This is a genomic window from Rhizobium sp. KNZ14-9A, from assembly GCF_056755015.1.
Genome location: NZ_JBPGXB010000004.1, coordinates 997435 through 1023444, shown reverse-complemented (window position 1 = coordinate 1023444; position 26010 = coordinate 997435). Strand labels below are relative to the sequence as shown.

The 26010-nt window shown below is 59.8% G+C and carries 28 protein-coding genes and 2 pseudogenes; 15 read left to right on the top strand and 15 right to left on the bottom strand.

What is annotated here, in order from left to right; translation table 11 throughout:
- Positions 1–77 precede the first annotated feature (77 nt).
- From ACR9ZQ_RS35005 to ACR9ZQ_RS34990, 4 genes are all read right to left on the bottom strand, one after another.
- The gene (locus ACR9ZQ_RS35005; RefSeq protein WP_192730951.1) at positions 78–269 is read right to left on the bottom strand and encodes a hypothetical protein; all 192 of its coding nucleotides are present in this window, start codon (positions 267–269) and stop codon (positions 78–80) included.
- Positions 270–375: 106 nt separating this feature from the next.
- Positions 376–1986, bottom strand: coding sequence for a DHA2 family efflux MFS transporter permease subunit (locus ACR9ZQ_RS35000; RefSeq protein WP_310390517.1), 1611 nt, complete (start codon positions 1984–1986; stop codon positions 376–378).
- Between the two features lies 1 nt (position 1987).
- Positions 1988–3148: an HlyD family secretion protein gene (locus ACR9ZQ_RS34995; RefSeq protein WP_405049805.1), complete on the bottom strand. Its 1161-nt coding sequence runs from the start codon at positions 3146–3148 to the stop codon at positions 1988–1990.
- A gap of 519 nt (positions 3149–3667) precedes the next feature.
- Positions 3668–3901 (bottom strand): DUF6894 family protein, encoded by a 234-nt coding sequence (locus ACR9ZQ_RS34990; RefSeq protein ID WP_310390518.1) that lies wholly within the window; start codon positions 3899–3901, stop codon positions 3668–3670.
- 119 nt (positions 3902–4020) lie between these two features.
- On the opposite strand from ACR9ZQ_RS34990, the gene ACR9ZQ_RS34985 reads away from it, so the two are divergent.
- From ACR9ZQ_RS34985 to ACR9ZQ_RS34975, 3 genes are all read left to right on the top strand, one after another.
- Positions 4021–4740, top strand: a complete 720-nt coding sequence (locus tag ACR9ZQ_RS34985; protein ID WP_481430052.1) for a Crp/Fnr family transcriptional regulator — start codon at positions 4021–4023, stop codon at positions 4738–4740.
- Between the two features lie 45 nt (positions 4741–4785).
- Positions 4786–5007, top strand: coding sequence for a hypothetical protein (locus ACR9ZQ_RS34980; RefSeq protein WP_310390520.1), 222 nt, complete (start codon positions 4786–4788; stop codon positions 5005–5007).
- 139 nt (positions 5008–5146) lie between these two features.
- Positions 5147–5449 carry a hypothetical protein gene (locus ACR9ZQ_RS34975; RefSeq protein ID WP_310390521.1) on the top strand — a complete coding sequence of 101 codons (303 nt, stop codon included), beginning with the start codon at positions 5147–5149 and terminating at the stop codon, positions 5447–5449.
- 8 nt (positions 5450–5457) lie between these two features.
- On the opposite strand, the gene ACR9ZQ_RS34970 is transcribed toward ACR9ZQ_RS34975, so the two are convergent.
- Positions 5458–5700, bottom strand: a complete 243-nt coding sequence (locus ACR9ZQ_RS34970; RefSeq protein WP_025668238.1) for a DUF6074 family protein — start codon at positions 5698–5700, stop codon at positions 5458–5460.
- A gap of 228 nt (positions 5701–5928) precedes the next feature.
- Between ACR9ZQ_RS34970 and ACR9ZQ_RS34965 the strand changes: the two genes are divergently transcribed.
- On the top strand, positions 5929–6708 hold the full coding sequence (locus tag ACR9ZQ_RS34965) for a DUF1194 domain-containing protein (RefSeq protein WP_310390532.1): 780 nt from the start codon (positions 5929–5931) through the stop codon (positions 6706–6708).
- A 16-nt stretch (positions 6709–6724) separates the two neighbouring features.
- Here the strand turns inward: ACR9ZQ_RS34965 and ACR9ZQ_RS34960 are convergent, their stop codons facing one another.
- Positions 6725–7468: an LLM class flavin-dependent oxidoreductase gene (locus tag ACR9ZQ_RS34960; RefSeq protein WP_481430981.1), complete on the bottom strand. Its 744-nt coding sequence runs from the start codon at positions 7466–7468 to the stop codon at positions 6725–6727.
- A 77-nt stretch (positions 7469–7545) separates the two neighbouring features.
- On the opposite strand from ACR9ZQ_RS34960, the gene ACR9ZQ_RS34955 reads away from it, so the two are divergent.
- A complete protein-coding gene (locus tag ACR9ZQ_RS34955) occupies positions 7546–8583 on the top strand; it encodes an IS110 family RNA-guided transposase (RefSeq protein ID WP_481427849.1) in 1038 nt (345 codons plus the stop codon).
- 534 nt (positions 8584–9117) lie between these two features.
- On the opposite strand, the gene ACR9ZQ_RS34950 is transcribed toward ACR9ZQ_RS34955, so the two are convergent.
- Complete coding sequence (locus ACR9ZQ_RS34950) at positions 9118–9261, bottom strand: hypothetical protein (RefSeq protein ID WP_310390523.1); 144 nt, start codon at positions 9259–9261, stop codon at positions 9118–9120.
- Between the two features lie 424 nt (positions 9262–9685).
- Between ACR9ZQ_RS34950 and ACR9ZQ_RS34945 the strand changes: the two genes are divergently transcribed.
- Together ACR9ZQ_RS34945 and ACR9ZQ_RS34940 are read left to right on the top strand one after the other, a co-directional pair.
- A complete protein-coding gene (locus ACR9ZQ_RS34945; protein WP_113296387.1) occupies positions 9686–9832 on the top strand; it encodes a DUF1127 domain-containing protein in 147 nt (48 codons plus the stop codon).
- A gap of 558 nt (positions 9833–10390) precedes the next feature.
- Complete coding sequence (locus tag ACR9ZQ_RS34940; protein ID WP_481430051.1) at positions 10391–11284, top strand: helix-turn-helix domain-containing protein; 894 nt, start codon at positions 10391–10393, stop codon at positions 11282–11284.
- A gap of 49 nt (positions 11285–11333) precedes the next feature.
- On the opposite strand, the gene ACR9ZQ_RS34935 is transcribed toward ACR9ZQ_RS34940, so the two are convergent.
- Entirely contained in the window at positions 11334–13463 is a 2130-nt protein-coding gene (locus ACR9ZQ_RS34935; protein WP_481430050.1) for a TonB-dependent siderophore receptor, read from the bottom strand.
- A 328-nt stretch (positions 13464–13791) separates the two neighbouring features.
- Here ACR9ZQ_RS34935 and ACR9ZQ_RS34930 point away from each other — a divergent pair, with 328 nt between their 5' ends.
- The 5 genes from ACR9ZQ_RS34930 to ACR9ZQ_RS34910 are packed head-to-tail and all read left to right on the top strand — an operon-like array spanning position 13792 to position 18785.
- On the top strand, positions 13792–14808 hold the full coding sequence (locus ACR9ZQ_RS34930; protein WP_310390526.1) for an iron-siderophore ABC transporter substrate-binding protein: 1017 nt from the start codon (positions 13792–13794) through the stop codon (positions 14806–14808).
- A complete protein-coding gene (locus ACR9ZQ_RS34925; RefSeq protein ID WP_481430049.1) occupies positions 14805–15848 on the top strand; it encodes a FecCD family ABC transporter permease in 1044 nt (347 codons plus the stop codon). Before ACR9ZQ_RS34930 ends, ACR9ZQ_RS34925 begins: the two co-directional genes overlap by 4 nt.
- Positions 15845–16885, top strand: a complete 1041-nt coding sequence (locus tag ACR9ZQ_RS34920; RefSeq protein ID WP_481430048.1) for a FecCD family ABC transporter permease — start codon at positions 15845–15847, stop codon at positions 16883–16885. The genes ACR9ZQ_RS34925 and ACR9ZQ_RS34920 overlap by 4 nt, the downstream gene beginning before the upstream one ends.
- A complete protein-coding gene (locus ACR9ZQ_RS34915; RefSeq protein WP_481430047.1) occupies positions 16882–17724 on the top strand; it encodes an ABC transporter ATP-binding protein in 843 nt (280 codons plus the stop codon). Before ACR9ZQ_RS34920 ends, ACR9ZQ_RS34915 begins: the two co-directional genes overlap by 4 nt.
- Entirely contained in the window at positions 17721–18785 is a 1065-nt protein-coding gene (locus ACR9ZQ_RS34910; protein WP_481430046.1) for a DUF2218 domain-containing protein, read from the top strand. The genes ACR9ZQ_RS34915 and ACR9ZQ_RS34910 overlap by 4 nt, the downstream gene beginning before the upstream one ends.
- A 30-nt stretch (positions 18786–18815) precedes the next feature.
- Here ACR9ZQ_RS34910 and ACR9ZQ_RS34905 read toward each other — a convergent pair whose 3' ends face one another.
- From ACR9ZQ_RS34905 to ACR9ZQ_RS34895, 3 genes are all read right to left on the bottom strand, one after another.
- Positions 18816–18983: a hypothetical protein gene (locus ACR9ZQ_RS34905; protein WP_481430045.1), complete on the bottom strand. Its 168-nt coding sequence runs from the start codon at positions 18981–18983 to the stop codon at positions 18816–18818.
- 96 nt (positions 18984–19079) lie between these two features.
- Entirely contained in the window at positions 19080–19985 is a 906-nt protein-coding gene (locus ACR9ZQ_RS34900; RefSeq protein ID WP_481430980.1) for a lytic transglycosylase domain-containing protein, read from the bottom strand.
- A gap of 117 nt (positions 19986–20102) precedes the next feature.
- Positions 20103–20366 carry a DUF982 domain-containing protein gene (locus ACR9ZQ_RS34895; RefSeq protein WP_310390159.1) on the bottom strand — a complete coding sequence of 88 codons (264 nt, stop codon included), beginning with the start codon at positions 20364–20366 and terminating at the stop codon, positions 20103–20105.
- 317 nt (positions 20367–20683) lie between these two features.
- On the opposite strand from ACR9ZQ_RS34895, the gene ACR9ZQ_RS34890 reads away from it, so the two are divergent.
- The 3 genes and pseudogenes from ACR9ZQ_RS34890 to ACR9ZQ_RS34880 form a co-directional block, all read left to right on the top strand.
- Positions 20684–21454, top strand: a complete 771-nt coding sequence (locus tag ACR9ZQ_RS34890; protein WP_481430044.1) for a siderophore-interacting protein — start codon at positions 20684–20686, stop codon at positions 21452–21454.
- Between the two features lie 133 nt (positions 21455–21587).
- Positions 21588–21770 carry a hypothetical protein gene (locus tag ACR9ZQ_RS34885; protein ID WP_310390161.1) on the top strand — a complete coding sequence of 61 codons (183 nt, stop codon included), beginning with the start codon at positions 21588–21590 and terminating at the stop codon, positions 21768–21770.
- A 42-nt stretch (positions 21771–21812) separates the two neighbouring features.
- Positions 21813–22037: pseudogene (locus ACR9ZQ_RS34880) on the top strand (DUF2934 domain-containing protein); the annotation flags it as partial.
- 18 nt (positions 22038–22055) lie between these two features.
- On the opposite strand, the gene ACR9ZQ_RS34875 reads toward ACR9ZQ_RS34880, so the two are convergent.
- The 4 genes and pseudogenes from ACR9ZQ_RS34875 to ACR9ZQ_RS34860 all read right to left on the bottom strand — a co-directional run bounded on the left by ACR9ZQ_RS34875 (position 22056) and on the right by ACR9ZQ_RS34860 (position 26007).
- The gene (locus ACR9ZQ_RS34875) at positions 22056–22430 is read right to left on the bottom strand and encodes a hypothetical protein (protein ID WP_481430043.1); all 375 of its coding nucleotides are present in this window, start codon (positions 22428–22430) and stop codon (positions 22056–22058) included.
- A gap of 66 nt (positions 22431–22496) precedes the next feature.
- Complete coding sequence (locus ACR9ZQ_RS34870; RefSeq protein WP_481430042.1) at positions 22497–22715, bottom strand: hypothetical protein; 219 nt, start codon at positions 22713–22715, stop codon at positions 22497–22499.
- A 170-nt stretch (positions 22716–22885) separates the two neighbouring features.
- Positions 22886–24888 (bottom strand): annotated as a pseudogene (locus ACR9ZQ_RS34865) (aldo/keto reductase).
- A 36-nt stretch (positions 24889–24924) separates the two neighbouring features.
- Positions 24925–26007 (bottom strand): ABC transporter ATP-binding protein, encoded by a 1083-nt coding sequence (locus ACR9ZQ_RS34860; RefSeq protein WP_481430041.1) that lies wholly within the window; start codon positions 26005–26007, stop codon positions 24925–24927.
- Between the last annotated feature and the right edge of the window lie 3 nt (positions 26008–26010).

Genomic DNA, 26010 nt, shown 5'->3' with positions numbered 1-26010 from the left:
CGACCATGACTTATCAGGGATAGATCTGATTGCCATATTCTCGGCCGCCATTATCGTCGGCCGAGCTATTGTCGTGCTTATCGAGCGAGCGAAGCCGGCGCCGCTTGCTTGGCTGCCACCTCTGTATCGTGCGGTCGTTCGTCGGAGTTTGCCCATACGGCCACAGCAAGTCCTGCGACGATAAAGTAGGGCAGTTTGCTTGAAAGCTTGAGCTTGCCGGAAACGGCATTGCCGCGGGTGCATTCAAAGCCGGACATTTCTGGGGTCATCAGTACCTGTCTCGTGTGAACATCACGTCGCAAACATAGTACATGCAACGATTCGAATGAACCCCCAGATTAGGGGATATACAAGAAGTTGCTGACACCAGGCAGATCAGTGTCCGCCCTGATGGCCCGAACCCTCACCAAGGTCGATCTTGCGCAGGATGAAGGCGAGCGGCAGAACTGCGAGCGATAGCCACATCAGTGTGTGGAAAACGTCGATATAGGCGAGATAGCTCGCCTGGGTCTGCACCTGCTGGCCGATCCAGGCCATAGCCTGCGATTGGGCATCGATCGCTCCAGTTCCTCTATGGGCAAAATACTGGGTCGCGCCCTGCAGGGTGTGGTTGTAGGTGGGATCGGAGGGGATGATGTGCTCGACCAGCCGGCTCTGATGCCACTGTTCCCGGTGGGCGAGCACGTTTGAGGCGATCGCAACGCCGATCGAACCACCAGTGTTTCGCGCTGCATTGATGAGGGCCGATGCCTGGTCTGTCTGGTCGGGCCTCAGGCCATCATAGGAGGCTGCAGTCATCGGGATGAAGATCAGCGGCAGGCCGAGGCCGAGATAGATGCGCGACCAGACGAAAAAGCCGAAGTTCAGATCGGCATTGAGCCGCGTCATGTCATACATGGCGGCTGCAATGATAGCCGTGCCGATGGCGATCAGATATTTCGGCTGGAACTTGTTGGAGATCCGTCCCGCCACGAACATCATGAACATCGTTACCAGGCCGCCGGGCGAAAGCGCAAGGCCAGCCCAGGTCGCCGTATAACCGAAATTCTGTTGCAGGACCTGCGGGATGAACTGGGTCGTGGCGATCAGGATCGCGCCCGTCGCCAGCATGACGATGAAACAGGAACCGAATTGTCGGCCTGCCAGCAAGCGCAAGTCGACGACAGGATTGGCCGTTTTCATCAGCCATGGGATCGCAAGAAGAAAAGCTGCGATGCAGATTGCCGTGGCGGCAATGATGAAGTTCGAGCCGAACCAGTCTTCCGTCTGGCCACGGTCGAGAACCAGTTCGAGTGCGCCCAGAAAGGTCGCGACCAGCAGGAAGCCGACAATATCGAAACGCACGCCTTGCCGGCGCATCCGTGCGCGTTCCTGGCGCAGTGAATCCGGTTCGTCCACGAGAAAGTAGACGAGGATGAAGGCGAAAAGGCCGACCGGTCCGTTGATCAGGAAGCACCAGTGCCAGGAGAAATTGTCAGAGAGGTAGCCGCCGAGCGTCGGGCCGACCACGGGAGCGACGACCACGGCGACGCCGAACAGGGCAAAAGCCTGGCTGCGCTTCGATGGCGGGAAGGAATCGGCGAGGATCGATTGGGAGATCGGCACCATGCCGCCGCCCGCAAAACCCTGGATCATGCGGAAAATCAGCAGGGATTCCAGGTTCCACGCAAGGCCGCAGCAGAGAGAGGCAATGGTGAAGGTCGCAAGGCACAGAAGGTAGAAGCGTCGTCTCCCGTAACGTTTGGCAATGAAGCTGCTGGCGACGAGAATGATGGCGTTGGAAACGAGATAGGTCGTGACGACCCATGAAGCTTCGTCGGCGCTGACGGCAAGACCGCCGGAGATGTAGCGCAGTGCCACATTGGCAATCGTCGTATCCAGGACCTCCATGAAGGTCGCGAGCGAAACGACCAGCGCGATCAGCCACGGATTGGCAACCCTGGCACCGGATGCCGGCGTGCCATCCGCTGTTATGGCATCACTCATGTCAGTTCCTCGGACGCACGGTTACCGTCGGCACTACGGACATGCCGGGACCGATCGCCACATCCTTCGGCCAGTTGTCGACGACGATCTTGACCGGCACACGCTGTATGACCTTCACATAGTTGCCGGTGGCGTTTTCAGCTGGAAGCAGTGAAAAGGCGGTGCCCGATCCGGGCTGGACGGAATCGACCCGGCCACGAAGGACATGATCCGGATAGGCGTCGATCGTCACATCGACAGGTTGGCCCGGCCGCATGTCCGTCAGCTGGGTTTCCTTGAAATTGGCCGTCACCCAGATCTCGTCGGGCACGAACATGGAGACTGCCTGTCCAGCCTGGACATATTGCCCTTTCGAGCCGCTGAGCTTTACGACACGGCCGGGCTGCGCCGCCGTGATCGTCGTGTAGCTGAGGTTCTGTTCGGCCGCTTCGACCTCAGCTTCCGCCTGATGCAGACTGGCGACGGCGCTTGCTCGTTGTGCTTCGGCGGCTGCCTTGTTCTTGATGGCCGAGGTGACGCTTGCCTGCGCCTGAGCGGTACTCGCCCTGTCCTGCCTCAACGTGGACGCTGCCTGCTGTGCGGCCTGCTCTGAGCCGGCGCCGCTTTTCACCAGTTGCTGCTGCCGGTCGTTTTCGTCCTGCGCATACTGAAGGGCGGCTTCTGCCGAGGTCTGCTGCGCCTTGGCCTCGTCGATCGCTGCGGCTGCGGCGGCAATCTGCGCTTCGGCGCTGGAAATCGCTGCCTTTGCGACATCGTCCTGGCCGTGCGCCTGATCCAGTGCGATCTGGTAGTCGCGAGGATCGATCTTGGCGATGACTGCGCCGGCGTCGACATGCTTGTTATCGGAGACAGGAACGTCCGCGACGTAGCCTGACACTTTGGCGGCGACGGAGAAGCTGCGAGCATCGACGAAGGCGTCGTCCGTCGTCTCATAGGGATGGAAATAGATGAGCCAGATGAAATAGCCGGCGACAGCAAGAACAATCAGCGCGAGAACGATGAGCAGGGTCGCCATTGGATGGCGGCGGATCACGGAAGGGCGCTTCTCGGCTTCCGTGTTCTTTTCGACCTCCTTGGTCGGGGCTTCGTCTCTTGCGGGATCGGAGGGCTGATCTTGCCCGGCGGCGGCGCGCTGGTTCTGGGGCACGGCAATGTCTTTCATTTTGAAAACCTGAAACCAACGCCGGATCATCGGCTTCGGTTCCGGTCAAAACGCCGCATGGATGGACGGAGGCGACACGCCGAAGGTCGCCCATGGCCTGCAGATCAAGGTGTGCTGGCGACGGGATTGAAGCATCCGCGCTCGGTCTATGTGCTGCCGAACGGTGCGGTGCCGGCGGTCGAATCCATCGCTCCGCGGTGAAGCAAGTCGCAGACATCAACCTTCCCTCTTGAGCTCGGCCTTGCCGTACACAAGGTCGGCGGCATCCGAGAATAACCTCTCAAATCTTGGTGCGCCGCGGGAGATAATCCAGTCCACCGCGTTCGGTCGAAGGACATGCCAAGCCGTTCCGCAGACATCTCGAAGCGACAGCCCGGTTGTGTCAAATTTAAATGCTGGCAAATAGACTGCCAGCTATGGTCCCGCCGCATGCACGGTCTTGCATGTCATGTCAGGGGGCACGAGTTTGTCACGTTCGATCAATTATTTACCGGCCACCCGGCTTCGCTTGGGGTGGAATCAATCCAGCCATTCGTTCGAAAAAGCGAGACTCGCGACGGATATGGGCCGCTGTTCGGACCGGACCGTCAACGATATGATGGTTCTCTCTCCGGCTGGCAGTTCATCACGTGCGATATCGACCAGGATTCGTGCCATCTCCCTGAGCACCTCGGCTCGCGAAGCAAGTTCCGTTCCCTCATTGTCCCGGATCGGGCCGTCACCATTGTGAAGGTCAAAAAAGTATCGGGCCATCTGCTCACACTATTAGAATATTTCATCATGAAGTGCCGGCCGTCCAAATTGTTCCATTCGCCTATTTTGTTAGGAAGTCATCATTTTTCAGCTTTCGCCCGAAACAGGGAGAGCCGTTCGTGATCGAGCCTCTCCTCCTCAATCTCGAAAGTCATGATGTGCTCTCTACGGCGGAGATCGAGCTCCTACGCTCCATCGTCGGCCGCGAAAGGTCCGTGGCAGCAGGCGAAGACCTCGTCTCCGAAGGAAGCCGGCCCAATCATTCCACGCTGCTCCTCGATGGGTTTGCAGCCAGATATAAGGTTCTGGAAGACGGCACCCGGCAGATCACTGCATTGCAGGTCGCCGGCGATTTCGTCGATCTTCATGCCTTTCCGCTGAAGGTGATGGACCACGGCATTATCGCAATTTCAAATTGCCGTGTTGCTTCGGTGGATCACCAGGAGCTGAAGGCGATAACCGAGACCAATCCGCATCTGACACGCCTGCTATGGCTCGATACTCTGGTCGACGGGGCGGTGCACCGCGAATGGATTGTTACCATGGGCCGCCGTTCAAAGAAGGCGCATATCGCCCATCTTATCTGCGACCTCTATGTCCGGTTGCGCACGGTGCGCAGGACGAACGGGTCAAGCTTCCAGCTACCGCTGACGCAGAATGCCATGGCTGATGTTCTCGGCGTTTCGCTGGTTCACCTCAACAAGACGCTGCAATCGCTGAGGAAGGAAAAGGCTTTCACCTGGGAGGGGAGGGTGATTACCATTCTCGACTGGGACAAGCTGCAGAAGATCGCCGGCTTCGACGCCGGATATCTGTCGCTGTCGATCGAAGCGCGATAATAACGTCTGTTATGGGAAATGTCAGACCCAACAAGCGAGTGCATCATGATCAACCGTTACATCAAACCTCGAGACGAAGCGCTGACATCGGATGACCTCGCCACATGCCAGAATGTGCTGGATGTGCTGAAGGTCGAGTTCGGGCTTGCCGATGACGACGAAGATGTGGCCCGTTCGGCCGCGATCATCATCGAACTCTACCGTCAGGGCGTGCATGACGAGGAGCAATTGAAGACGCTGGTCTTTGCCACGCGCGGCAAGATCTGAAGCCAGTACGTCTTCAATGTGGATGGATCGATCTGGTTTGTCATCCGCCCAAATCCCATCTTTATCGCGCGACATCAGCGCTGCTGTTGCGATTGAAGCCGCAAGCGTTGCTGGTAACCCGCCCGCATCAGGAGGTCTTATGAGAAGTTTGATTTTAGCGGTTGCCCTCTTGCTCCCCACGGCTGCCTCTGCTCTCGACGCCGTGGAGGTCAATGCGCGCGACCATTCTTGCCGCGAGCTCGCGCAGATTATCCAGCAGAAAAAGGCCGTTTTTGTTCGCATGGGCATCGGAGGCCGAAGCTTCCGATATCCGCCTGCACGATGCCGGTTGGGCGATAAATACAGCGTGGCCAGACTGCGCGCAGCCAACGGGGAAATGTGCGTGCTCGATTACGAGTGCGTTTACGACCCGCAATCCTTCTACAACCGCTTCCCCAAATAATGCTTTTTCTATCGCTCTGCCGCTGCGGCGTAGACGACCTGAAGCTCCATCTGTACCGCATCCATGAACAGGGCGGCCTGCCGCGAGAGTTCGTGATCGCTGCAGCCCTGTTCTCTTAAATTGGCCGCGAACCCGGCCATCTCCGACCGCCAGAAGCGGTTGGCGGCCTCGCCGTGAAGGTTCTGAAGGGCCTCGGCGCAGCGCCTGATATCGGCTGTGCGTCGGTCGGCGGGAAACTGCAGAAGCGGCATGCTATCTCCGTCATTGCTGGGCGAATCGCCAAGTGTCCCGCAGAATGGCTGTGAGTTCTTCACAAGTGGTGAAGCTGATCGCGAAGACACGACTCTTCAAATGCTGCCCGTTCGTTCGATTGCACCCACCATCACCGAAAATTGACAGGATGCACTCTGGCAGCACTCGCCGTCGCGCCAAGCTATTATGTTAGAGTTCTCGGCATAACGCAGTGATGGGAAGTGATGATGCTGACAACACTTGCGATGCTCGCGAGCCTGTCCGGCGCTGCCGCCACGATCGCGCTATCAGGCCAAAACGAAGTCGATGTCGAGCTGGTGCTAGCCGTCGATACGTCCCGCTCGATGGATTACGAAGAGGTCCGCATCCAGCGCGAGGGCTATGTAGAGGCGTTGCGGCACAAGGAGTTCCTCGACGCCGTGAAAGGAGGCCTGACCGGGCGGATCGCTGTTAGCTATTTCGAATGGGCCGGCTATGTCGTGCCCGGTTCCGTCATCGACTGGCAGGTGATCGAGACGGAAAAAGATGCGCTGGATTTTGCCGACAAACTGGAAGCGCGGCCGATTGCTACCCAGCGCCGTACATCCATATCCGCAGCGATCGTTCAAGGCGCATCGATGCTTGCCGCGAGCCCCTACAAGGGTCATCGCGAGGTGATCGACGTTTCCGGTGATGGTCCCAACAATTCCGGCGATCCCGTCACACCTGCACGGGATGCGGCTCTGGAGGCGGGCATCGTCATCAACGGACTGGCCATCATGCTGCGACCATCCGATGTGCCCGAGGGACTCGACAAATATTACGGCGACTGCGTGATCGGCGGCCCGGGCTCGTTCGTCTTGCCTGTCCATAAGATCGAGGATTTTGCCGTTGCCGTCCGCAGGAAGCTGATCTGGGAAATCAGCGAGCTCGAACCGCCAGCACGGGTCCGAAAAATTGCGACGAACCAGCCTACAACGGACTGCCTTATTGGCGAGAAGACTTGGCAGAATTTCTTCGACCGCTAACCGCGTATTTCAGAGATTATCGAGACGCCTGCAGTTCTGCGGCTTGGCTCAGTCGTGGCAGAACTTCTCGCGCGACGATCTCAAGATCGGTGAGAGCCTTGCGCCCATTGACGAGCAGGTTGAAAGCAACGTGGTGAACGCCGAGATTGCGGAGGGTAGAGAGAGCGGCGAGCAATCCCTCTGGTCCGGTTCGATATCCGAGATTGATCTCCTCGATGTGGTCTGATGGCGTATCCAGGAGATCGAGGGCCATGGCCTGACCTATGCCCCGGAATTCAGTGGTCGTGCGCTGTATCGCCCCATGCCAGAGGGCTATCCGGTCCTTCTGTGCGCCAAGGGGCCGGTGGTAGGTCATCCAGGCGCCGGCGTTTCTGGCAATCCACTCGAGTGATTGCGAGGACGAACCGACGGCGACCAGTGGAGGACGCCGCCCGCTGCGCGGACGGATCTCGAATTGGTTCTCACCTGCCTGCGAGCCGACATGTCCGTCAAGCGCATTGCTGAGTGCAGCCCAGTTGGACCGAAACAATTCGCGCCGGTCGTCAACACTGCGGTCGAAGGCCGCAAACTCCGACGGACGGTCGCCGGAACCAAGGCCGAGAATAAACCTGCCCGATGATAGGGCGTCCATCGATAGAGCCGCTTTGGCGACATGAAGCGGATGGCGCAAGGGCAGAACGATTGCGCCGGTCGCCAATGCGATCGAACGGGTAGATGCCGCCAGTGCGCCAAGCAGCACCCATGGGTCGGAATGCCCGATGTTGGAGTGGACGGCCCCTGAACGGCATCGAAATGTGCCAGAATGAGCTGTTAAGATCTCAATCGAAGGGGCCGCCCATGGACAAGATTATTCGTATTGGCATGGATACGTCAAAGCATGTCTTTCAGTTGCATGGCGTGAATGCCGGAGAGAAACCGGTCTTGCGTAAGAAAATGCGACGTAAGGAGATGATCGACTTCTTCACGACCTGCCCGCCAACTTTGGTCGCGATCGAGGCCTGTGGTGGTTCGCATCATTGGGCGCGCTTACTCACCTCATTTGGACATGAGGTAAAAATGATCGCGCCACAACTCGCCAAGCCCTACGTCAAGCGGAACAAGAATGACGCTGCCGATGCCGAAGGGCTCTGCGAGGCGATGAGCCGCCCAACGATGCGGTTCGTTCCGGTTAAGACAGTTGATGAACAAGCGGCACTCATGCTGATCAGCGTCCGTACCCGCCTGATAGCCAACCGCACCCAACTCGCCAACGCTATACGGGGTTACGCCAATGAGTTTGGTGTCTCCGCAGCCAAGGGGCTGGCACATATTCCGATGCTGCTCGAAAGGGTGCAAGCTGAGAAAACTGTGCCAGAGCTCGCGCAGGAATTGTTCATGAGCCAGGCCGAGGAATACGCTCAACTTGAAAAGAACATTGCTGACGTGGAGGCGAAGTTAAAGGCATGGCAGCGTAACGACGAACGCAGCATACGTCTCAACACCATTCCCGGTATTGGCCCGATCAGTTCGGCTCTTTTGATAATGAAGACACCTGCTCCAGAGCTCTTCAAATCTGGCCGCCAGTTCGCAGCTTGGATAGGGTTAACGCCAAAGGATCACTCGACCGGCGGCAAGCTGCGTCTTGGTTGCATCACGCGGGCCGGCGATGAAGCGCTGCGGGCAGCCTTGGTGGTTGGAGCAACCGCTGTCATTCAGCATGCACGGCGATCTGGTAATGCCTCTCGGTGGCTTACGGCATTGCTTAAGCGCAAGCCACCTAAAGTGGCAGCAGTAGCACTCGCCAACAAGATGGCGCGTATGGCCTGGAAGCTGATGGTCTCCGGCGAGACATACAGCGCAAGACCGGCGTCTGCTCCACAGGGCTGCGCGGCATGATGATCGGCGAGCAAGAACCGAAGAGGCCGTGATCCTTACTCCTTTGTCGAGGTCAACACTTGCAGGATAAGGAGCAGATGGTGTGATCGATCGATCCGGAACACAGGATACCCCGGTGATCCCATTGGCAGCTAGAGGCCGTCTTGATGCTTGGGACCTGTGTTGCGGAAACCATCTTGGCCAGCGTTCATGTGCGAACGCAACAACAGGCCGGACATATGGACGCAAGCGATACGATCAGATTATCTCGAAATATCTTGCGAGTCGGGGGCCGTCCACATATGGGATCAGGATAGGCGGGACTGTTCAACGGAACGTCGCGGACCCAGATTGCCGAGAAACCGAGCTCATCGGCGCGGCGCGCAAGCTCCAGTTGAAGGCCGAAGTCGATGTCGTGCCGCTCTCGCTCCTGCATGGGGAGAACGATACCGATTGTTAGCCGTGAATCTTCGAAGAGCATCGGTCATTGTCCAGCACTGCTCACCTGCACTTGGGTGATCCGGGCAAGCTTTGCAATAGGATGTGATGCTGCGGCTACCAGAGGGCGACCGGTGCACTTGCGAGAAAATGTTCGAGAGCGGAAGCGACCAAGGGGGCGACGGCCACGATCTCCTCATGGGCGGCGAAGACGAGCAGCCCCAGCAGCGAAATCACCGATCCGACTTCCAGGGCAGACATCGGTCTGGCCCCGGACACTGGTACACTAGTGGGTAGAGCGGCGACGGCTGGCCGGATCGCATTTTGTCTATTGTCGTTTGCAGGATGGAACAGGCGGACAGGACGAGGATGAGCGAGACGGGATTTACTGCATATTCCAGGATAGGCTTCGCAGATTGAGCTAGACATCGAACGTACCCCTGATCGGCTTTGGAGGATCGTCGGGATCACGTGGGGCTTCGGCGGACCTCCTTCAATTATACTCACGGATAGGAAGTTGCCCAAGAAGAGGCCAGTAGTCCGTCGTGTTATGCGTTTTGTGCATAGGTGTACTGTAGTCTGAACGCTACTCATTCCCGCAACCCCATATTATATATTTCTCATCAAAGCGAACGAAGCGCCGCTACCTGGCAGCTGTCGCTAGACCCACGGAAAGGGGATTACAATGAGCATCGCACGCACCTTCAACAACTGGCGCAAGTATCGTCAAACCGTTACTGAGCTTGGACGTATGTCGAGCCGCGAACTGAACGACCTGGGCATCGCTCGTGGCGATATCCGCGACGTCGCACGCGCAGCCATCGGTCGCTAAGACCAGTTCTTAATGAATGCTAAACGCGCTCGCCTGATGATGGCAGGCGCGTTTTTTGCGTTATATGAGCTCTTCTTCTGACGCATAGCGCATGGCAGCCTTGCAAATATGTGCCTAGAAGACTGGCAGCGATCAGCCTATATTCCGATTCAACGAAGCGATGAAACTCCTCCCTCGTCGCTTTGTCCCAGACGCGGCTTACCTCCTCCCAAGCCAGCGTCTAAGTGGCGGCATCCTCCTCCCGTCGCCACGCGTCATAAAAGGCGTCTGCTGGATCTCCTCCCCCGGCAGACGCCTTATTCTTTTTGGGCGACGTCCTCAGTCACCAATAGTCTCGATAAGCTTTATCAGGGTTCTGCGGGCATCATTCACAATCGGTGCAGCCGCCGTAGGCCACATTGAACATGATAATTGCACTCATGTTATTTTTGGCTTAGAAGCCGATAGGAGAGCTTGCGATAGCTCGTAGAAGGCCATCGGGACAATGGCTGCAGCGGGTGTTTCCGCTCTTCTAACAGGTGCGATATCGTTCATGCCGAGCAAGGATGGATCCCTACATTGAGTTTCTGGCATTCCATGATCTGGCACACTGAAGGCATCCGGGTCATAGCGCCGGTCAAATGGCGCCAGTTCGATGGGCTCGTGAGTGTCTTCTGGGAAGCCGAAAGCCAGTCAGGCGCGAGGGGCTATTACCTCTCAGACGATCCGCGCATCATGATTTTCTTCAGCGATGTTTCGTCCCAGATCCGCATGTCGAACCGCGACGGTGACTTTCAGCAGCACTACAGGCCTATGACGCGAGCGGTCTATGTTCCGCCCGGCATGCCGATGTGGACGACGAGCGGCACCACGCATCGCTTCTCGCACCTCAATCTGCATATGCACAAAGACCGGCTGCTGCGATACCTCGCGCCTTCGGTCGGCAATTCCACGGCGATGGCGGCATTGCGCAATCCGGTCGAGGTGCAGGATACCGGAGCAATCGAAACGCTGGCCCGCCTTGTCGTCGACGAGGTCTCCAGTCCATCGAAACATGAAATCTATGGCGAAAGCCTCGTCGGCAGTATCGTCAGTGGTTTGCTGGACATTCCCCGACAGGGTGCCGAGCAGCCGAACGGAAGGCTGACGCAGGCGCAGATGAACAAGCTGATCGCCCGCGTCGACAGGCTGAGCGATTGCCGCCTGACCGTCGCCGAGATGGCCGAGACCGTCGGCCTGTCGGAAAGCTGGTTTTCCAATGTCTTCAAGCAGACGACCGGCAAAACGCCGCTGCAATGGCAGCTCGGCAAACGCATCGACCATGCCAAGCGGCTGCTCACCGAAAGTGAGCTTGCCGTTGCCGATATCGCCGCCCAGCTCGGTTTTTCCGATCAGGCCCATCTGACCAAGGTTTTCCGCCAGATCGCCGGCGACACACCCGCTGCCTGGCGGCGGATGCAGCAGCTCCGCTAAATCCCAAAAAGGTGGTTCCGCCCGCAAGGATGCGGACGGGACCGGCCGATTACCAGGTCTGGCGCAATGTTGCGTAGATCGCGCGACCCGGATTGTAGAAATCCGCTCCGAAGCCGCCATAGGCGACATGCTTTTCGTCGAACAGGTTGCTGACATTCACATCGAAGGATGTGTTTTCCTGGATCTTGTAGCTGAAGGCGGCATCGAAGGCGATGCTGCTGCCCGTCGACTGGGTGTTGGCGTCGTTGAAGTAGTAGGAGCCGGTATAACGCGCACCGAGGCCGAAGTTCATGTCGCCACGGAAGCCGTTGCCGGGAATTCCGTAGTTCACCCAGAGCGAGGCGATGTGATTGGGCACGAACGACATTTCGTTGCCCTCGTTGCCTAGCGTGCCGTTCTCGACGATGTCGGAGACCATATAGGAATAGGCGGCCGTCAGGCTGACATTGTCGGTAACTTCAGCCTTGGCCTCGAGATCGATACCACGCACGCGAACCTCGCCGATCGTCTCCTGGAAACCGGTTGCCGGGTTGGTGCGGGTAATGTTGTTCTTGGTCAGATCGTAGACTGCCGCGCTGAAGAGGGCAGGGAATTCGTCGGGCCGGTATTTGACGCCGACTTCCCACTGTTCGCCGCGCTCGGGATCAAGCGTCAGCGAGGCCGGCAGCACCGATTCCGCGTAGCTGACATAAGTCGCCACCTGATCGGTGATCTTGTAGCTCAACGCGGCGCGCTTGGTGAACTCGCTGAGATCGGCATCAGAGGTCGAGCCCGCCATGTTGTTCTGCTGCTGCAGGTCGAGCCAGTCGTTGCGCAGGCCGACGGAGGCGGTCAGCTTGTCGAAGAAGGTCAGATCCTGCTGCAGATAAAGGGCCGTAGTCTTCTGGTTGTTTGTCAGGCTCTGGTAGAGCGGAACCGAAGTCGGTGCGCGAGTATAGACGGGGTTTGTCCAGTCGATGCCTGGGGCGCCGCCGAAATAGCCATCATTGTCGGATTGCAGATTGTTGTATTGGAGACCGACGAGGCTGCGGCTGTCAATGTCCTCGAAATTCGTTTCATATTGCAGGCGGGTATCGATGATGAAGTTTTCGACCGCCTGGTCATTGGCAAAGAAGGCACGGTCGGCGATGGTCGAGCCGTTTGTCGGCGTCGCCGAGATATAGGCATAGCCGAAATTGCTCTTGGTATTGCTGTAGCGCGCATTCGAGCTCAAGGTCAGGCCCGAGCCGAAGTCATGATCAAACATGACACTCAGCGTATTTCTGTTGACGTCGCGGTAGTTGAAATCAGGCTCGCCGAAGAAGCGGCTTCTCGCAAAATCCGAACCAACCGGATGACCGCCGCTGCCGGGAACGCCGTCCTTGTCCAGATGGTCATAGACCACCGTCAGATTGGTATCGGCGCTCGGGCGCCAGGTCAGGCCGCCCATGAAGAAGTTCTCATCGTCCTGCGAGTAGTCATATTCCTCGTCGGCGCGCTTCACCTTGCCGGTGATGCGGTAGGAGAAGGTATCGTCCTCGGTGATGTTGTCGCCGAAATCGATACCCGTCTCGCGGTGATCAAAGGATCCGCCGGTGACATAGGCCTCGCCGAAGCGCTCGCTTTTCGGCCGCTTGGTCACGAAGTTGACCGCGCCGCCGGGGTCGGAAACACCAAAGGTGGTGGAATTGGCACCCTTCAGCACTTCGACGCGCTCGAAAGCGAAGGGCTCTTCGCGGATGCCGCCGAAGGGGTCGCCGAGCGTCAGGCCGTCGCGGTAGGTATAGGCATCGAAGCCGCGGATCTTGAAGTAGTCGAAGCGGTCGTCCGAGCCGTAGAAATCGGTGGTCACACCGGATGTATATTGCAGCACTTGCTCGGTATCCTGCGCGCCGCGCTCCTGGATCTCCTTCGACGTGATGACGGAGACGGAGGCTGGCGTGTCGAGAAGATCGGTCGCCATACCGTTGCCACTGATGGTCTTGGTCGCGACGATTGATTTGGAATCATTATCGGTATCGAGGCCGCTGCCCTGAATGACGATCGGTGCCAGAGTGGTGACCGTATTCGAATTCCCGTTCTCCTGACCGAGCACCGCGCCCGGTGCAAGGGCGACAAGCGCCGTGCAACCGAGAAGGACCGCATTCCGGTAGCGGAGGAGGGTCTGTCGCGAGTGAGCGCCTGTGCTTTCGATGTCCATGTTCACGTTCCAGAGGTTGGTGTCGCCGTTGCGGCCCTTCGACAGGGGGTGCCGAATGGAATGCCGGTTTGAGGGTCGGTCCGAACGGCATGTCGGCAGCCGGTGCGAACGAGAGATTTGCTCGCGGACCGGCTGCCCAATGATTGGTTCGATGTCCCCTGCGACGGCTACTAACTTGAGCACGCTTGTCCAGTATTGTAAATTTCCCGGGTTTTGTAGGATCCCACGGAAATCTCAACGCTGTAGCCCCGAAGCGCCGGCATGACCGTTGACGCAGGTAGATTAACCTGAAAGTGGAGGTCAACTTAAAACTGGCGGAGTTTGCACGATGCTGCGCTTTTTGCTTCTGGCCGCGAAACTGGCGGTAACCTGTGTCTGGCTGAATGTCGCTGCGTCCGGCAGTGGCTGGGCGGACGAGGGCACGTCTTATCCCGTTATCATCAAGCATGCTTTTGGCACGACCGTCGTCGCCAAGAAGCCAGAGCGGGTCGCGACGGTCGCCTGGGCCAATCATGAAGTGCCGCTGGCGCTCGGCATCGTGCCGGTCGGTTTTGCTGCTGCCAATTTCGGCGATGATGACGGCGACGGGCTGCTGCCATGGGTCGCCGACAAGCTCAAGGAGTTGCATGCCGAAAAGCCCGTCCTGTTCGACGAGGGCGACGGCATCGATTTCGAGGCGGTCGCCGCCACCCGGCCGGACGTGATTCTGGCGGCTTACTCCGGCCTCAGTCAGTCCGATTACGATACGCTGAGCCAGATCGCCCCTGTTGTCGCCTATCCGGAGGCGCCCTGGTCGACCGATTGGCGCGAGATGATCCGCCTGGACAGTGCCGGGCTTGGCATGGCGGCAGAAGGTGATGCGCTGATCAAGAAGATCGAGGGCGGAATATCAGAGACCATCGCCGGCCATCCCGAACTGCATGACAAGTCGGCGATGTTCATCACGCATCTCAACGCGACCGATCTCAGCACCGTAAATTTCTACACGACCAACGATACGCGCGTGAAATTCTTCGCCGATCTCGGGCTGAAGTCTCCAAAGAGCGTCGTTGAAGCCTCTGCTCCAGGCAAGTTCGCAGGCTCGATCAGCGCCGAACGCATCGATTCCTTCGATGATGTCGATATCGTCGTCACCTACGGAAACCAGCAGCTGCTCGAAGAGCTGGAGAAGAATCCGCTGATGGCGAGAATGCCGGCCGTTTCCAAGGGCGCACTGGTGACGCTCGGCCGCAATCCGGTCGGCACAGCCGCCAATCCGACGCCGCTGTCGATCTCTTGGGTTCTCAAGGATTACGTGGCGCTGCTCGCACACGCCGCCAGAAACTCTCCCAGCAAGCCCCAATGATCGCACGCAGTCCGAAATCATCAGCCCGGCCACCCATAACTGCCCGGTCGAACCAGGCCCGCAGCCTCTGGCTTCTCGGGCTCGCTGCGGCTCTTGCGTGCCTCTGCGCGCTCTCGGTCATGGTCGGCACGCGTGACGTGGATTGGGCGGATATTTCCGCGGCCCTTGCCGGCCATGCGGACACGATCGGACAAGCGGCGGTGACGGTGCGCATTCCGCGTACGTTGCTTGCCGTCATCGCCGGCGCAGCACTTGGCCTTGCCGGCGCGATCATGCAGGGTGTGACGCGCAATCCGCTCGCCGATCCCGGTATTCTTGGCGTCAATATGGGCGCATCGCTCGCTGTCGTCGTTGCTGTCGCCTGGTTCGATATCTCCTCGAACGAAGCCTATATCTGGACGGCGATCCTCGGGGCCGGATGTTCCGCGGTCTTCGTCTATACGATTGGTTCGCTCGGGCGTGGCGGGGCGACGCCCTTGAAACTGGCGCTTGCTGGCGCCGCAACCTCGGTCGCCTTCGCCTCCATGGTCATTGCCGTCGTGCTGCCCCGCAACGATATCGCCGGCGGCATCCGCTCCTGGCAGATCGGCGGTATCGGCGGGGCGACCTTCGAACGTATCCTGCCGGTTCTGCCGGTTCTCGCGGCCGGCCTCCTCATCAGCCTGCTGTCGGCGCGCAAGTTGAATTCTCTGGCCCTCGGCGATGAGCTGGCGGCAGGCCTTGGCGAGCGCGTGGCGCTAGCGCGCGGCGTTGCTGCGCTCGGCGCCATCCTGCTTTGCGGCGCGACCACGGCGGTCTGTGGGCCGATCGGCTTTCTCGGCCTTGTCGTGCCGCATCTCTGCCGTCTGCTGGTTGGGATCGATTACCGCTGGCTCCTGCCCTTTTCGGCGATCGGCGGTGCCTGTCTACTTCTGGCGGCCGATGTCATCGGGCGCATCGTCGCGAGACCCGCGGAGCTTGATGTTGGGATTGTCACCGCGCTGGTTGGCGCGCCCTTCTTCATTGCCATCGTCAGGCGTCAGCGGGTGCGTGAGTTATGACCGTGTTTGCCTCTTCTCTCGATCGCATCGTTGATAGCAGACGCCGCCGGATGCGCCGGCACGTGCTCGTGGTCGCTACGCTGCTCTGCCTCGTCGTGGCGACCTTCGCGCTCACCCTGTCGCTCGGACAATCCTTCACGCCGCCCGGCGATGTCATCCGTGTGCTGCTCGGTGAGAATGTGCAAGGCGCAGCCTTTGCCGTTGGCCAGCTCAGGCTGCCACGCGCCGCATTATCGGTGCTTGCAGGCCTGAGCTTCGGGCTCGGCGGCGTCGCCTTCCAGATCATGCTGCGCAATCCGCTCGCAAGTCCCGATATTATCGGCATCAGCTCGGGGGCGAGTGCGGCTGCCGTCTTCGCCATCGTCGTGCTGTCCCTGAAAGGGCCGATCGTTTCCGTCCTGGCCGTCGTCGCCGGTCTCGGAGTGGCCCTCACGGTCTACGGACTGTCGTCTCGCAATGGCGTGGCGGGCACGCGGCTCATCCTCGTCGGCATCGGCGTATCCGCCATGCTGGAAAGCGTCATAGCGTATATCCTGTCGCAGGCACCGGCCTGGAGCCTGCAGGAGGCGATCCGCTGGCTGTCGGGTAGTGTCAACGGCGCCCAACTCGGCCAGGCGGCTCCGCTGCTTCTGGCGCTTATCGTCTTCGGCGGGTTGCTTCTTAGCCGTGCACGCGACCTCGAGGCACTGCGGCTTGGAGATGATACGGCCGCCGCCCTCGGTGTCGGCGTGTCGCGCACCCGCATCATGATCATCGTGGCAGCCGTCGGCATGGTCGCCTCGGCAACGGCGGTGACAGGCCCGATTGCCTTCGTGGCCTTTCTGTCGGGGCCGATCGCCGCGCGTATCGTCGGGAACAATGGCTCGATCCTCATTCCAGCTGCGCTCGTCGGTGCGGTGCTGGTGCTGGCGGGGGACTATGCCGGCCAGTTCCTGCTGCCGAGCCGCTATCCGGTCGGCGTCGTCACCGGGGCGCTCGGCGCCCCCTATCTGATTTTCCTGATCGTGCGCGTCAACCGGACCGGAGGCTCGTTATGACCATCCATACCCTCACAGCGAGCGGACTTTCGGCCGGCTACGGTGAAGACGAGATTCTGTACGGGCTCGATCTCGCCATCCCACCCGGCAAGATCACCGTCATCGTCGGCGCGAATGCCTGCGGCAAGTCTACGCTGCTGCGCGCCATGTCGCGGTTGCTTTCGCCGCGCCAGGGACAGGTGCTGCTCGACGGCAAGTCGATCCATCGCACGCCGCCGCGCGAACTTGCCCGCACGCTGGGTCTGTTGCCGCAATCACCGATCGCGCCCGAAGGCATAACCGTTGTCGATCTCGTCAGCCGTGGCCGCAATCCGCACCAGAGCTTGTTTTCGCGCTGGACCCGCAAGGATGACGAGGCCGTTGATGCTGCGCTGACCGCCACCAAGACCTCGGATCTTGCTGAAAGACCGGTGGACGAACTCTCAGGCGGGCAGCGCCAGCGGGTGTGGATCGCGATGGCGCTCGCGCAGGAGACGGAAATTCTCTTGCTCGACGAGCCGACAACCTTCCTCGACATCAGCCATCAGGTCGAGGTGCTGGATCTCCTGACCGATCTCAATCATGCGCGCGGCACCACCGTTGTCATGGTGCTGCATGATCTCAATCTTGCGGCGCGTTATGCGGACCACCTCGTCGCCATGACGGATGGCGGCGTGCATGTGTCCGGCACGCCGCAGGAGGTGTTGACAGAAGACAATGTGCGGCAGGTCTTCGGCCTCGAAAGCCGCATCATCACCGATCCCACATCCGGCCGGCCCATCATGCTGCCGATTGGCCGTCACCGGATGGCGGCGAGTGAACGCGAACTGCAACAGGCATTCCACAAGGAGGACAGATGACCACGGCTCAGGAATTCAAGCTCTCGGGTGTCGCGCTTCCCAGGGATGCCGCAGCGATGCTTGGCGAAATCTGCGAGCATTTTGTCGAGCATGCCGAAGTGCAGCGCAGTGAAGACCTTGCGCTTCTGAAGAGCAAGGCCGGCACTGCCGAAATCCGTATTGAGGACCGCAAGCTGCTGATCGAGCTTTCCTGCTCCTCGGAAAAGGCGCTGCAGATGAGCCGTACCATGCTTGCCGAGCACCTCTTCTATTTCGCCGGCGACGATCCGCTGGAACTCACCTGGTCCGATCCTGGCGCACTCGCCGTGCTGCCGAACATCCATGAGGCCACCGTTGTTTCGGCCGAGGATGTGACGCCGCATATGCGCCGGGTGAAATTCGCCTGTGCCGACGTCACGCCTTTCATCGGCGGCGATATGCATGTGCGCCTGCTCGTGCCGCCGAAGGGCAGGGCACCAGTCTGGCCGGGTCTGCGGGCGGACGGCCGCGTTGCCTGGCCCGAAGGCGAGGACGAACTCCTAGTGCGCGTCTACACGATCCGTACCGTCGACGTCGAAAAGCGTGAACTGTGGATCGACTTCCTGCAGCACCCGGCATCAGGCGTCAAAACGCCCGGTGCCGATTTCGCCCGCGATGCCGAGCCCGGCCAGCGGGTTGCGCTCCTCGGTCCCGGCGGCGGCAACCTTCCGGCGGCGCAGTCCGTCCTGCTCGCCGGCGATGAAAGCGCGCTTCCTGCCATTGCCCGCATCGCCGAGGAAATGCCTGCAGGGACGCGGCTGCAGGCAATCATCGAGGTCGCCGACGAGACGGAAGAGCAGCCGCTGTCATCAGCCAGTTCACTCGATGTGCGCTGGCTGCATCGAAGGCATTACGCCAATGGCGCCAAGGGCGTTCTGCTGGAAGAAGCCAAACAGGCGGTTGCCGCTACCGAGGGCGAAACCTTCGTCTGGTTTGCCTGCGAAAAGGAGGATGTACGCGCCATGCGGACTTTCCTGAAGGTGCGTCGGCACGACAGGAAGAACATGTATGTCGCCTGGTATTGGGAGCGTGAACCGGACTAGACTGGTCTGACGGGCATCGATCACGATCCGTCAGGTGGAAGGGCTATCCTTTGACGGCTTCCGCGACGGGCGGCCGGGCGCGATCGGATCGCTTGCCGGAAATGTTTCCTCAAGCGACTCCTCGAGAAAGTCGTCCTGCTCCTGTTCGAAGGTGTCCGTCTCGTTAGGCTTGTTGGTGGCTTCGGCAGCTTCGATCATTTCAATACCCTTGATGCTTGGCTTGGCGAACGTAGCAAGCCCGGCGGCACTTCGGCACTAAACTCACGGATAGGGCGAACCGCGATGCGCTTCGGATCAGCGATTCCGGAAGACCGTGCAGGCAACACCGGCAGCGCGGATCGTGCTGCAGAGCTTGGTCGCTTCGGCGCGGGTCTCCCGGCCGATTCTGGCGGCATAGCGCGGGCGATAGCCGAAGTTTCCGCCCCTCTGACGCACGATCAGGGCGCGCTCGGCGTTCAGCGGTTCGGGAAGCTTTGTGAGCGATATGGTAAAGAGCCGGTCGGCCACGGACGGATTGTAATGGGCGGCAAGCTGTACGCCCCACGGCGCCCAGTCGGCCGATCCGGTCAGGACCGGTTCATTCATTTGTCGGGTCTCGGCAAGCGCCACACATGCGTCACGGAACGGCATGCCGTCCCGTAGCTCGGGCGCAGCGGTTTCCGGAGGGCTATCCCGCCAGGTCTCGACGGTCTGCCCGGTAATCGCGAACACATAGTCGCGGGTCTCGATCGGCAGGCGGTCTGAGGAGAGAAACCGGCTGAGGCCGGATTCACCGGCATTATAGGCAGCGGCGGCAAGTCCGAGATTGCCGAAACGAAGCCTGAGTTCGTCGAGGTAACTCGACGACGCTTTGAGCGCCTGGACGACATCGAAGCTGTTTTCCAATGCCCTCAGCCGGGCAGTGCCCGGCATGAACTGGGCAATGCCCTCCGCGCCCTTCGGGCTGACCGCTTCCGGACGGAACAGGCTTTCGCGCCAGATCAGGCGGGCGAAGAAGGCAGGTGGAATGTTATGGATCGCTGCGAAACGGTCCATGACCGCGCAGAGATCGGCATTGAAGTGATCTTTTCGAATGCAGAGCGTTTGCCCGTCACCAGCGTCCCCTTGGTAGAGGCACGCCGCTTCAGGAGCGGATGGCTCGGCAGCGCTGGTCGTCATCGCCACGATAATCCACGCTGCGGAAACCAGCGCCGCAGCCATTAAGCCTATGCCGCATCTCATCATCGCCAAACCTTGCCTGACGACATCGTCGCGGTTTTCAGGCAAGACGGCAAGCTTCCTTCGTAGTCCCGCGGCCCTGGCCGCGGGCGACTGGCTTCAGTGCACAACGGTCAAGATCGCAATGCCGGCTTCAGCTGCCGCACGGCGAATGGCGTCCTGCAGTTCGCCAACATCGATGTGTCCGCTGATCGCATCGACGCAGGCCTTGACGGCCACGACATATTCCTCGCCGTCTTCTGACGGCCAGTCCGTTATCAAAACCTCAGCGGCGTCTCTCAACGTTCTGAGAACCCTGTATTTTTCCCGGCCACCCAGCATCAGCACCAGAGGGGGAAAGCGCTCGTATGTGTTCCATTCCATTACACTTGGTCTCCCCAACGTAAGGATATTGGTAACGCTGCAAGAACCATACCGCTCGCGTGTGAAAATCATGCATCCGACAACTTGAGCGTTGCGGGCTGATTTTGAGGTTCGGTCAATGCTCTAAAATGGAGGCGAAAACTCAAGTTTTTATTGCGTCTCGTTCCGGCCTTGGCTAAAGAAGGATCGTCATTGGCCGGAGACGCTCCGCCACGTAAGCGTTAACGTCACTCAACGCGTATGATCGAACGGCCCTGCGGCTTCGATCTGCGCGACTGTGTCCTGCGGATCGTTTCCCGAGGCCCCGGAAGGACATGATGGATAACAAGCAATCCACACATCCCCAGTTCCCTGCACCTGCTATCGAACGGGTCCGCCATGAATTGCGCCGCCGTTTGCTGACGGTAGAAAGCGTGGCCGATATCACGCCCGGCATGCGGCGCATCGTGCTGATGAGCGAAGATCTCGCAGATTTCACCAGCCTTGCACATGACGATCACATCAAGATCATCGTGCCCGGCGCCGATGGCGCCGAGGAGCGTCGGGACTACACGCCGCGCCGCTATGATAATGCTGCCCGCAGCCTGACGATCGACTTCGCCCTGCACGAGGCCGGTCCGGTCACGCAATGGGCAATCGACGCCCAGCCCGGCACATCTCTTGAGATCGGTGGCCCGCGCGGCTCAGCCGTGGTTGCCGGCAGCGTGAAGAGATGGCTTTTGGTTGGCGATGAGACGGCTTTGCCCGCCATCGGGCGGCGCATTGAGGAGAGCGGGGCCGATACGACCATTGTGGCAATCGCCGCAGTCGCAGGCCCGGAAGAAGAGCAATCCTTCGAGACAGCTGCAGCGCTCACAACGCGTTGGGTTTACCGTCCCCTCTCCGATGCGACGAATGCCGAACAGCTGATTGCTGCCTTGGCAGGGATCGACATCGCTCCCCAGACCTTCGTCTGGATTGCAGCCGAGGCGTCGGTGGTGCGGGCAATCCGTGCCTATCTCGTCGAAGAACGCGGCTATCCGTTGAGCTGGATCAAGGCCTCGGGTTACTGGGTCAAGGGCAAGACCGATACGACCGAGAAGTTCTGATAGCCAAGAAAATTCCTCTGCTCCGCCAAATCGCTCCTGCCAGTCGGCTGGAGCGGCCTGGCAAGGCTCTCATTTGAACTCTGTGGCGGAACCTCGAACGAATGCCGGTGTTTCCTAGAAAAGGAGATGCGTCATGGGCACGAAGGATACCAACGCCAAAGCCGAACAACGCCGTCCCAGAGATGTCGGACCGATTGCCGAAGCGCCAGATCGTGCGGACAAGGAGTCTATTGCTCCCCCGACTGTCCAGCCGTCGGGCGCCTGGGATGAAAGCGAACGGCCGATCGTCGATCCGATCACCGGCGTCGCCCACTGACGAGAAAACGCCGGCGGATTCGGGACGATTGGAGGTAACAGAATGGCCAGGGACAAGGAAGAGGCAATTCGGCAGCGCGCCTACGAGATCTGGGAGCAAGAGGGCCGCCCGGAAGGAGCGGCGCTTCGGCACTGGCTGCAAGCATCCGACGAGTTCAGCGAGGATGACGAACACGAGACGATGCAGGAATTGATCGATGAAGACGATCGTGACGATGCGGCTCTGCTGCAAGGTGCCGGTGAGAGCGGTGACATTCACACGCGTCGTTAGTCGCGCATAGGTAGATTACTTCTCGGTCCGCTCCAGCAGAATTCGTGCCTCCTCGAAGCGGCGTTTTCGATCGGCATCATCTTCACCTGGCGAATAACAGGTATTCGATACGCAGAACCGCGCAAGCTGGTGCGGCTTGTCGACCTTGTCGAATTCGCATTCGAACGTATCGGTCATCTCCGCCGGCGCGGTTCCCGGTCGCGTCGAATAGGTCATGCGAACGCCCGGTGGCTTGAGTTCCGGGAAGGATTGAACCGTGCCGATCGAAAGCTGGTCACTCATGAAGAAGCCCTTGGCGACTGATTGGCATGTCGCCTCCAGATCCTGGGATTGCGCGAAAGCTGCCGTTGGAAACAGGATAATGCCAAATAATACTAGATGTTTACGCAAAGGCGTCTCCTCATGGTATCGTTCAGAGTGAGGTAGCGCCAATACGGCAAAAACAAGTGGGGCGCCTCAGGCGGCGCCGGAAAAATCTTCCGACAGCAGGCCGAGCAATTCGTCGCGATCCCGCACCCCGAATTCGAACCAGTCGACCAGCGCTCTCGCCTTTGTCATTCCGAGATTGCCGCTACGGCTGCAACGCGCGGCCGAGCACCATTCCTGGTGAATGCCGTCGAGAAAATTCATCGTCTCCGACGTCAGCGCTTCCTTCGGCCAAACCGTTCGCGTCATCGCCATGCTCCCTGGTGCGGCCCTACACTAGATGACCTATGGTTGAGGGCAATGGCGAGAATGCAACACCGATCGATTAGTTGTCATTGGCCGCTGTGCCGTCGCGCAACAGAAAAGCGGCAGGCGTTAAGGCCTGCCGCTTGTCGTCACGTGCTCTCTGGACGAGGCAATCAGCCCTCCAGCCACCTCACCTGTTCGGGCGTCAGCGTGATGTTCAGTGCCGAAAGGCTGTCTTCCAGCTCGGCGATCGTGCGCGGTCCGATCAGCGGAATGACCGGGAACGGCTGGGCAATGACATAGGCGAGCGCGATATGAATCGGATGCCGGCCAAGTTGTTTGGCGAGTTCGATTGCCCGGTCACGTCGCCCAAAATTGCGATCCGAATACCAGCAACGGACGATTTCCTCGTCGTCCCGTTTGTCGCGGCCGGCGCGGTCGGTGAAGAAGCCGCGGCCCTGACTCGACCAGGCGAAGTTCGGGATCTGCTTTTCGTTCAGCCACTTTTTCCACTCATCGTCCGACGCGGCAACGCAGCCGGCCCAGATCGGATCGAGCATTTCGGCGAGCGAGAAGTTATTGGAAAGGGCAGCGGGTGCTTGCTTCCCGTTCTTCTTCGCATAGGCGATCGCCTCGTCGAAACGCTCACGCGTCCAGTTCGAGCCGCCGAAGATGCCCGGATGCGGCCGCGCTTGACCTCGGCATCCATGGCATCGACGAATTCGCCGACCGGCACGTCGGTATTGTCGCGATGCATGAAGTAGATATCGACATAGTCGGCCTTCAGGCGGTTGAGAGACTGATCGAGCTGTTTGCTGATGACATCGGGATAGCAGAGCGGCGAGTGGGCACCCTTGCCGATCAGCACGATCTCCTCGCGTGGAACCTGGCGGCTCGTGTGCCAATCGCCGAAGATGCTCTCCGTCTTGCCACCGCCATAGACGAAGGCCGTGTCGAAGACATTGCCTCCGGCTTCATAGAAGGTGTCGAGCGTCAGCGAGGCGGCAACGAAACTCGGGAAGAATTCGAAGCCGAGGGTGACGACCGAGGCCGGCTTGGAAATGCCGGGGATCTGGCGCTGCGGAATCGAGTTGCCGCGCCGGACAGCACCGCCGGCAATGTTCAGGGTACGCTTGGCTGCTTTCTCGACGCTATATTCGAGACCAACCGAAGCGCGCCACTGGTCGAGCACCTTGAGATTGTTAATCGAATCCGCCCAGCTCATGCCCGGTGAGCGGAATTCCTGTTCGCCGGCGCGGATTGCGTCACAGGCAGCGTCCGCTTCGAACGAGTAGAGCCAGCGATCTTCCTTGACTTCGATCGTCTCCTGCTCGCCGTTCCTGAAGATCTCGATCTTGCCGACGCCGCCCTTGTGGCCGGAGGCAAACCAGAAATCCTTGACTTCGATGCGGCCTGCAGACCCGATGATGCGCAGCACATTGTCCTGCTGCGCCATGATCGAGCACGAAACTTCGGCGATGATGTCGTTCGGGAATTTGAGCACGGCAGACGCCCATTCATCGACGCCGGACTGGCCGAGATGGGCCACACCAGAGACCTTTTCCGGGTCCAAGAACGGCTTGCCGGCCGCTGCACCGGCAATCAACCGGGCCATGGAGACAGGATAGCCGCCGACATCGAGAATGCCGCCGCCTGCCGTCTCATTGGCAAAGAGGCGGTGTTCCGGCTTGTAGGTGCCCATGCTGAAGCCGAAGCTGGAGCGGATGATGCGGATTTCGCCGATCGTGCCGCTCTTGATCAGCTCGACCAGCTTTTCGGTCTGCGGATGCACACGATACATGAAGGCTTCGCCAGCAAAAACGCCAGCCTTCTTCGCCTCGTAATAGATCGCCTCGGCATCATAGGCTGAGAGAGCGATCGGCTTTTCGACGAGCACATGTTTGCCGGCGCGGATTGCCTTGATGGCCCATTCGGCATGCCCGGTATGGGGCGTGGCGATATAGATCGCGTCGACCTCCTTGTCGGCCAACAGCGCCTCATAACCATTGACGATACGCGCACCCGGAAAGCCATCGGCAAGGCCTGGCTTGTCTGGATTACGGGTGGCGATCGCCACCAGCTTGCCGGTGCGCGAATGCGCGACGCCATCGGCAAAGGTGCGGGCGATGGTGCCGGGGCCGATAATGCCCCAGCGGATCGGATTATCTGAAGTCATGACTATCCTCTTTCGTCTTTCTGTCTTGGGATTGCGTTATCGGAGCCGCTTGCCGGCTGCATCGAACAGGAAGGTGCGGGCGGCGGACAGCGACACGGTCAGCCGCTCAGTCTTGCCGAGGCTGCGGGATTCTGGCTGTTCGATGATGAGCTGCTCACCGCCAAAGTTTGCGTAGATGTAACTGGTGTTGCCGAGGTGCTCGGCGACATCGACGGCAACCGTCAGATCCGCTTCGCCCTGACCCATCTCGCCGAAATGCTCTGGCCGAATGCCGAGCGTGACGGGCGTGCCCGATGTGATGGGGTCATGCAATGGTACCGCGAGGCGCACCGTTCTGTCGTCCGCGAGCACGACTGTCGCTTTGCCGGCCTGTATCTCGGTCACCTCGGCCTTGAGGAAGTTCATCTTCGGCGAACCGACGAAGCCGGCGACGAACTGGTTAGCCGGATCGTCATAGAGATCGAGCGGCGCGCCAATCTGTTCGATATTGCCGGCGCGCAGAACGACAATCTTGTCGGCAAGCGTCATCGCCTCCGTCTGGTCGTGTGTCACATAGATCATCGTCGTGCCGAGCTGCTTGTGCAGCCTGGAGATCTCGACGCGCATCTGCACGCGCAGTTCCGCATCGAGATTGGACAGCGGCTCGTCGAACAGGAAGACCTGCGGTTCGCGCACGATGGCGCGGCCGATTGCGACGCGCTGGCGCTGGCCGCCGGAAAGCTGCTTCGGCCGGCGCTTCATCAGTTCCGTGATCTGCAGGATCTCCGCGACATGGCGCACGCGCCGTTCGGTGTCTGCCTTCGGGTTGCCATTCATGCGCAGGCCGAAGCTCAGGTTCTCCTCGACGGTCAGGTGCGGGTAGAGCGCATAGGATTGGAAGACCATGGCAATGCCACGGTCGGCCGGCTCGACATCATTGACGAGGCGGCCGCCGATCTTCAGCTCACCGCCGGTGATATCCTCAAGGCCGGCGATCATGCGCAGCAGCGTGGACTTGCCGCAGCCGGAGGGGCCGACGAAGACGACGAACTCGCCGTCCTTCACGTCCAGATCGGCGCCATGAATGATTTCAAGCGCGCCGTAGTGCTTGACGATATTGTTGAGTGAAAGCTCTGCCATAGG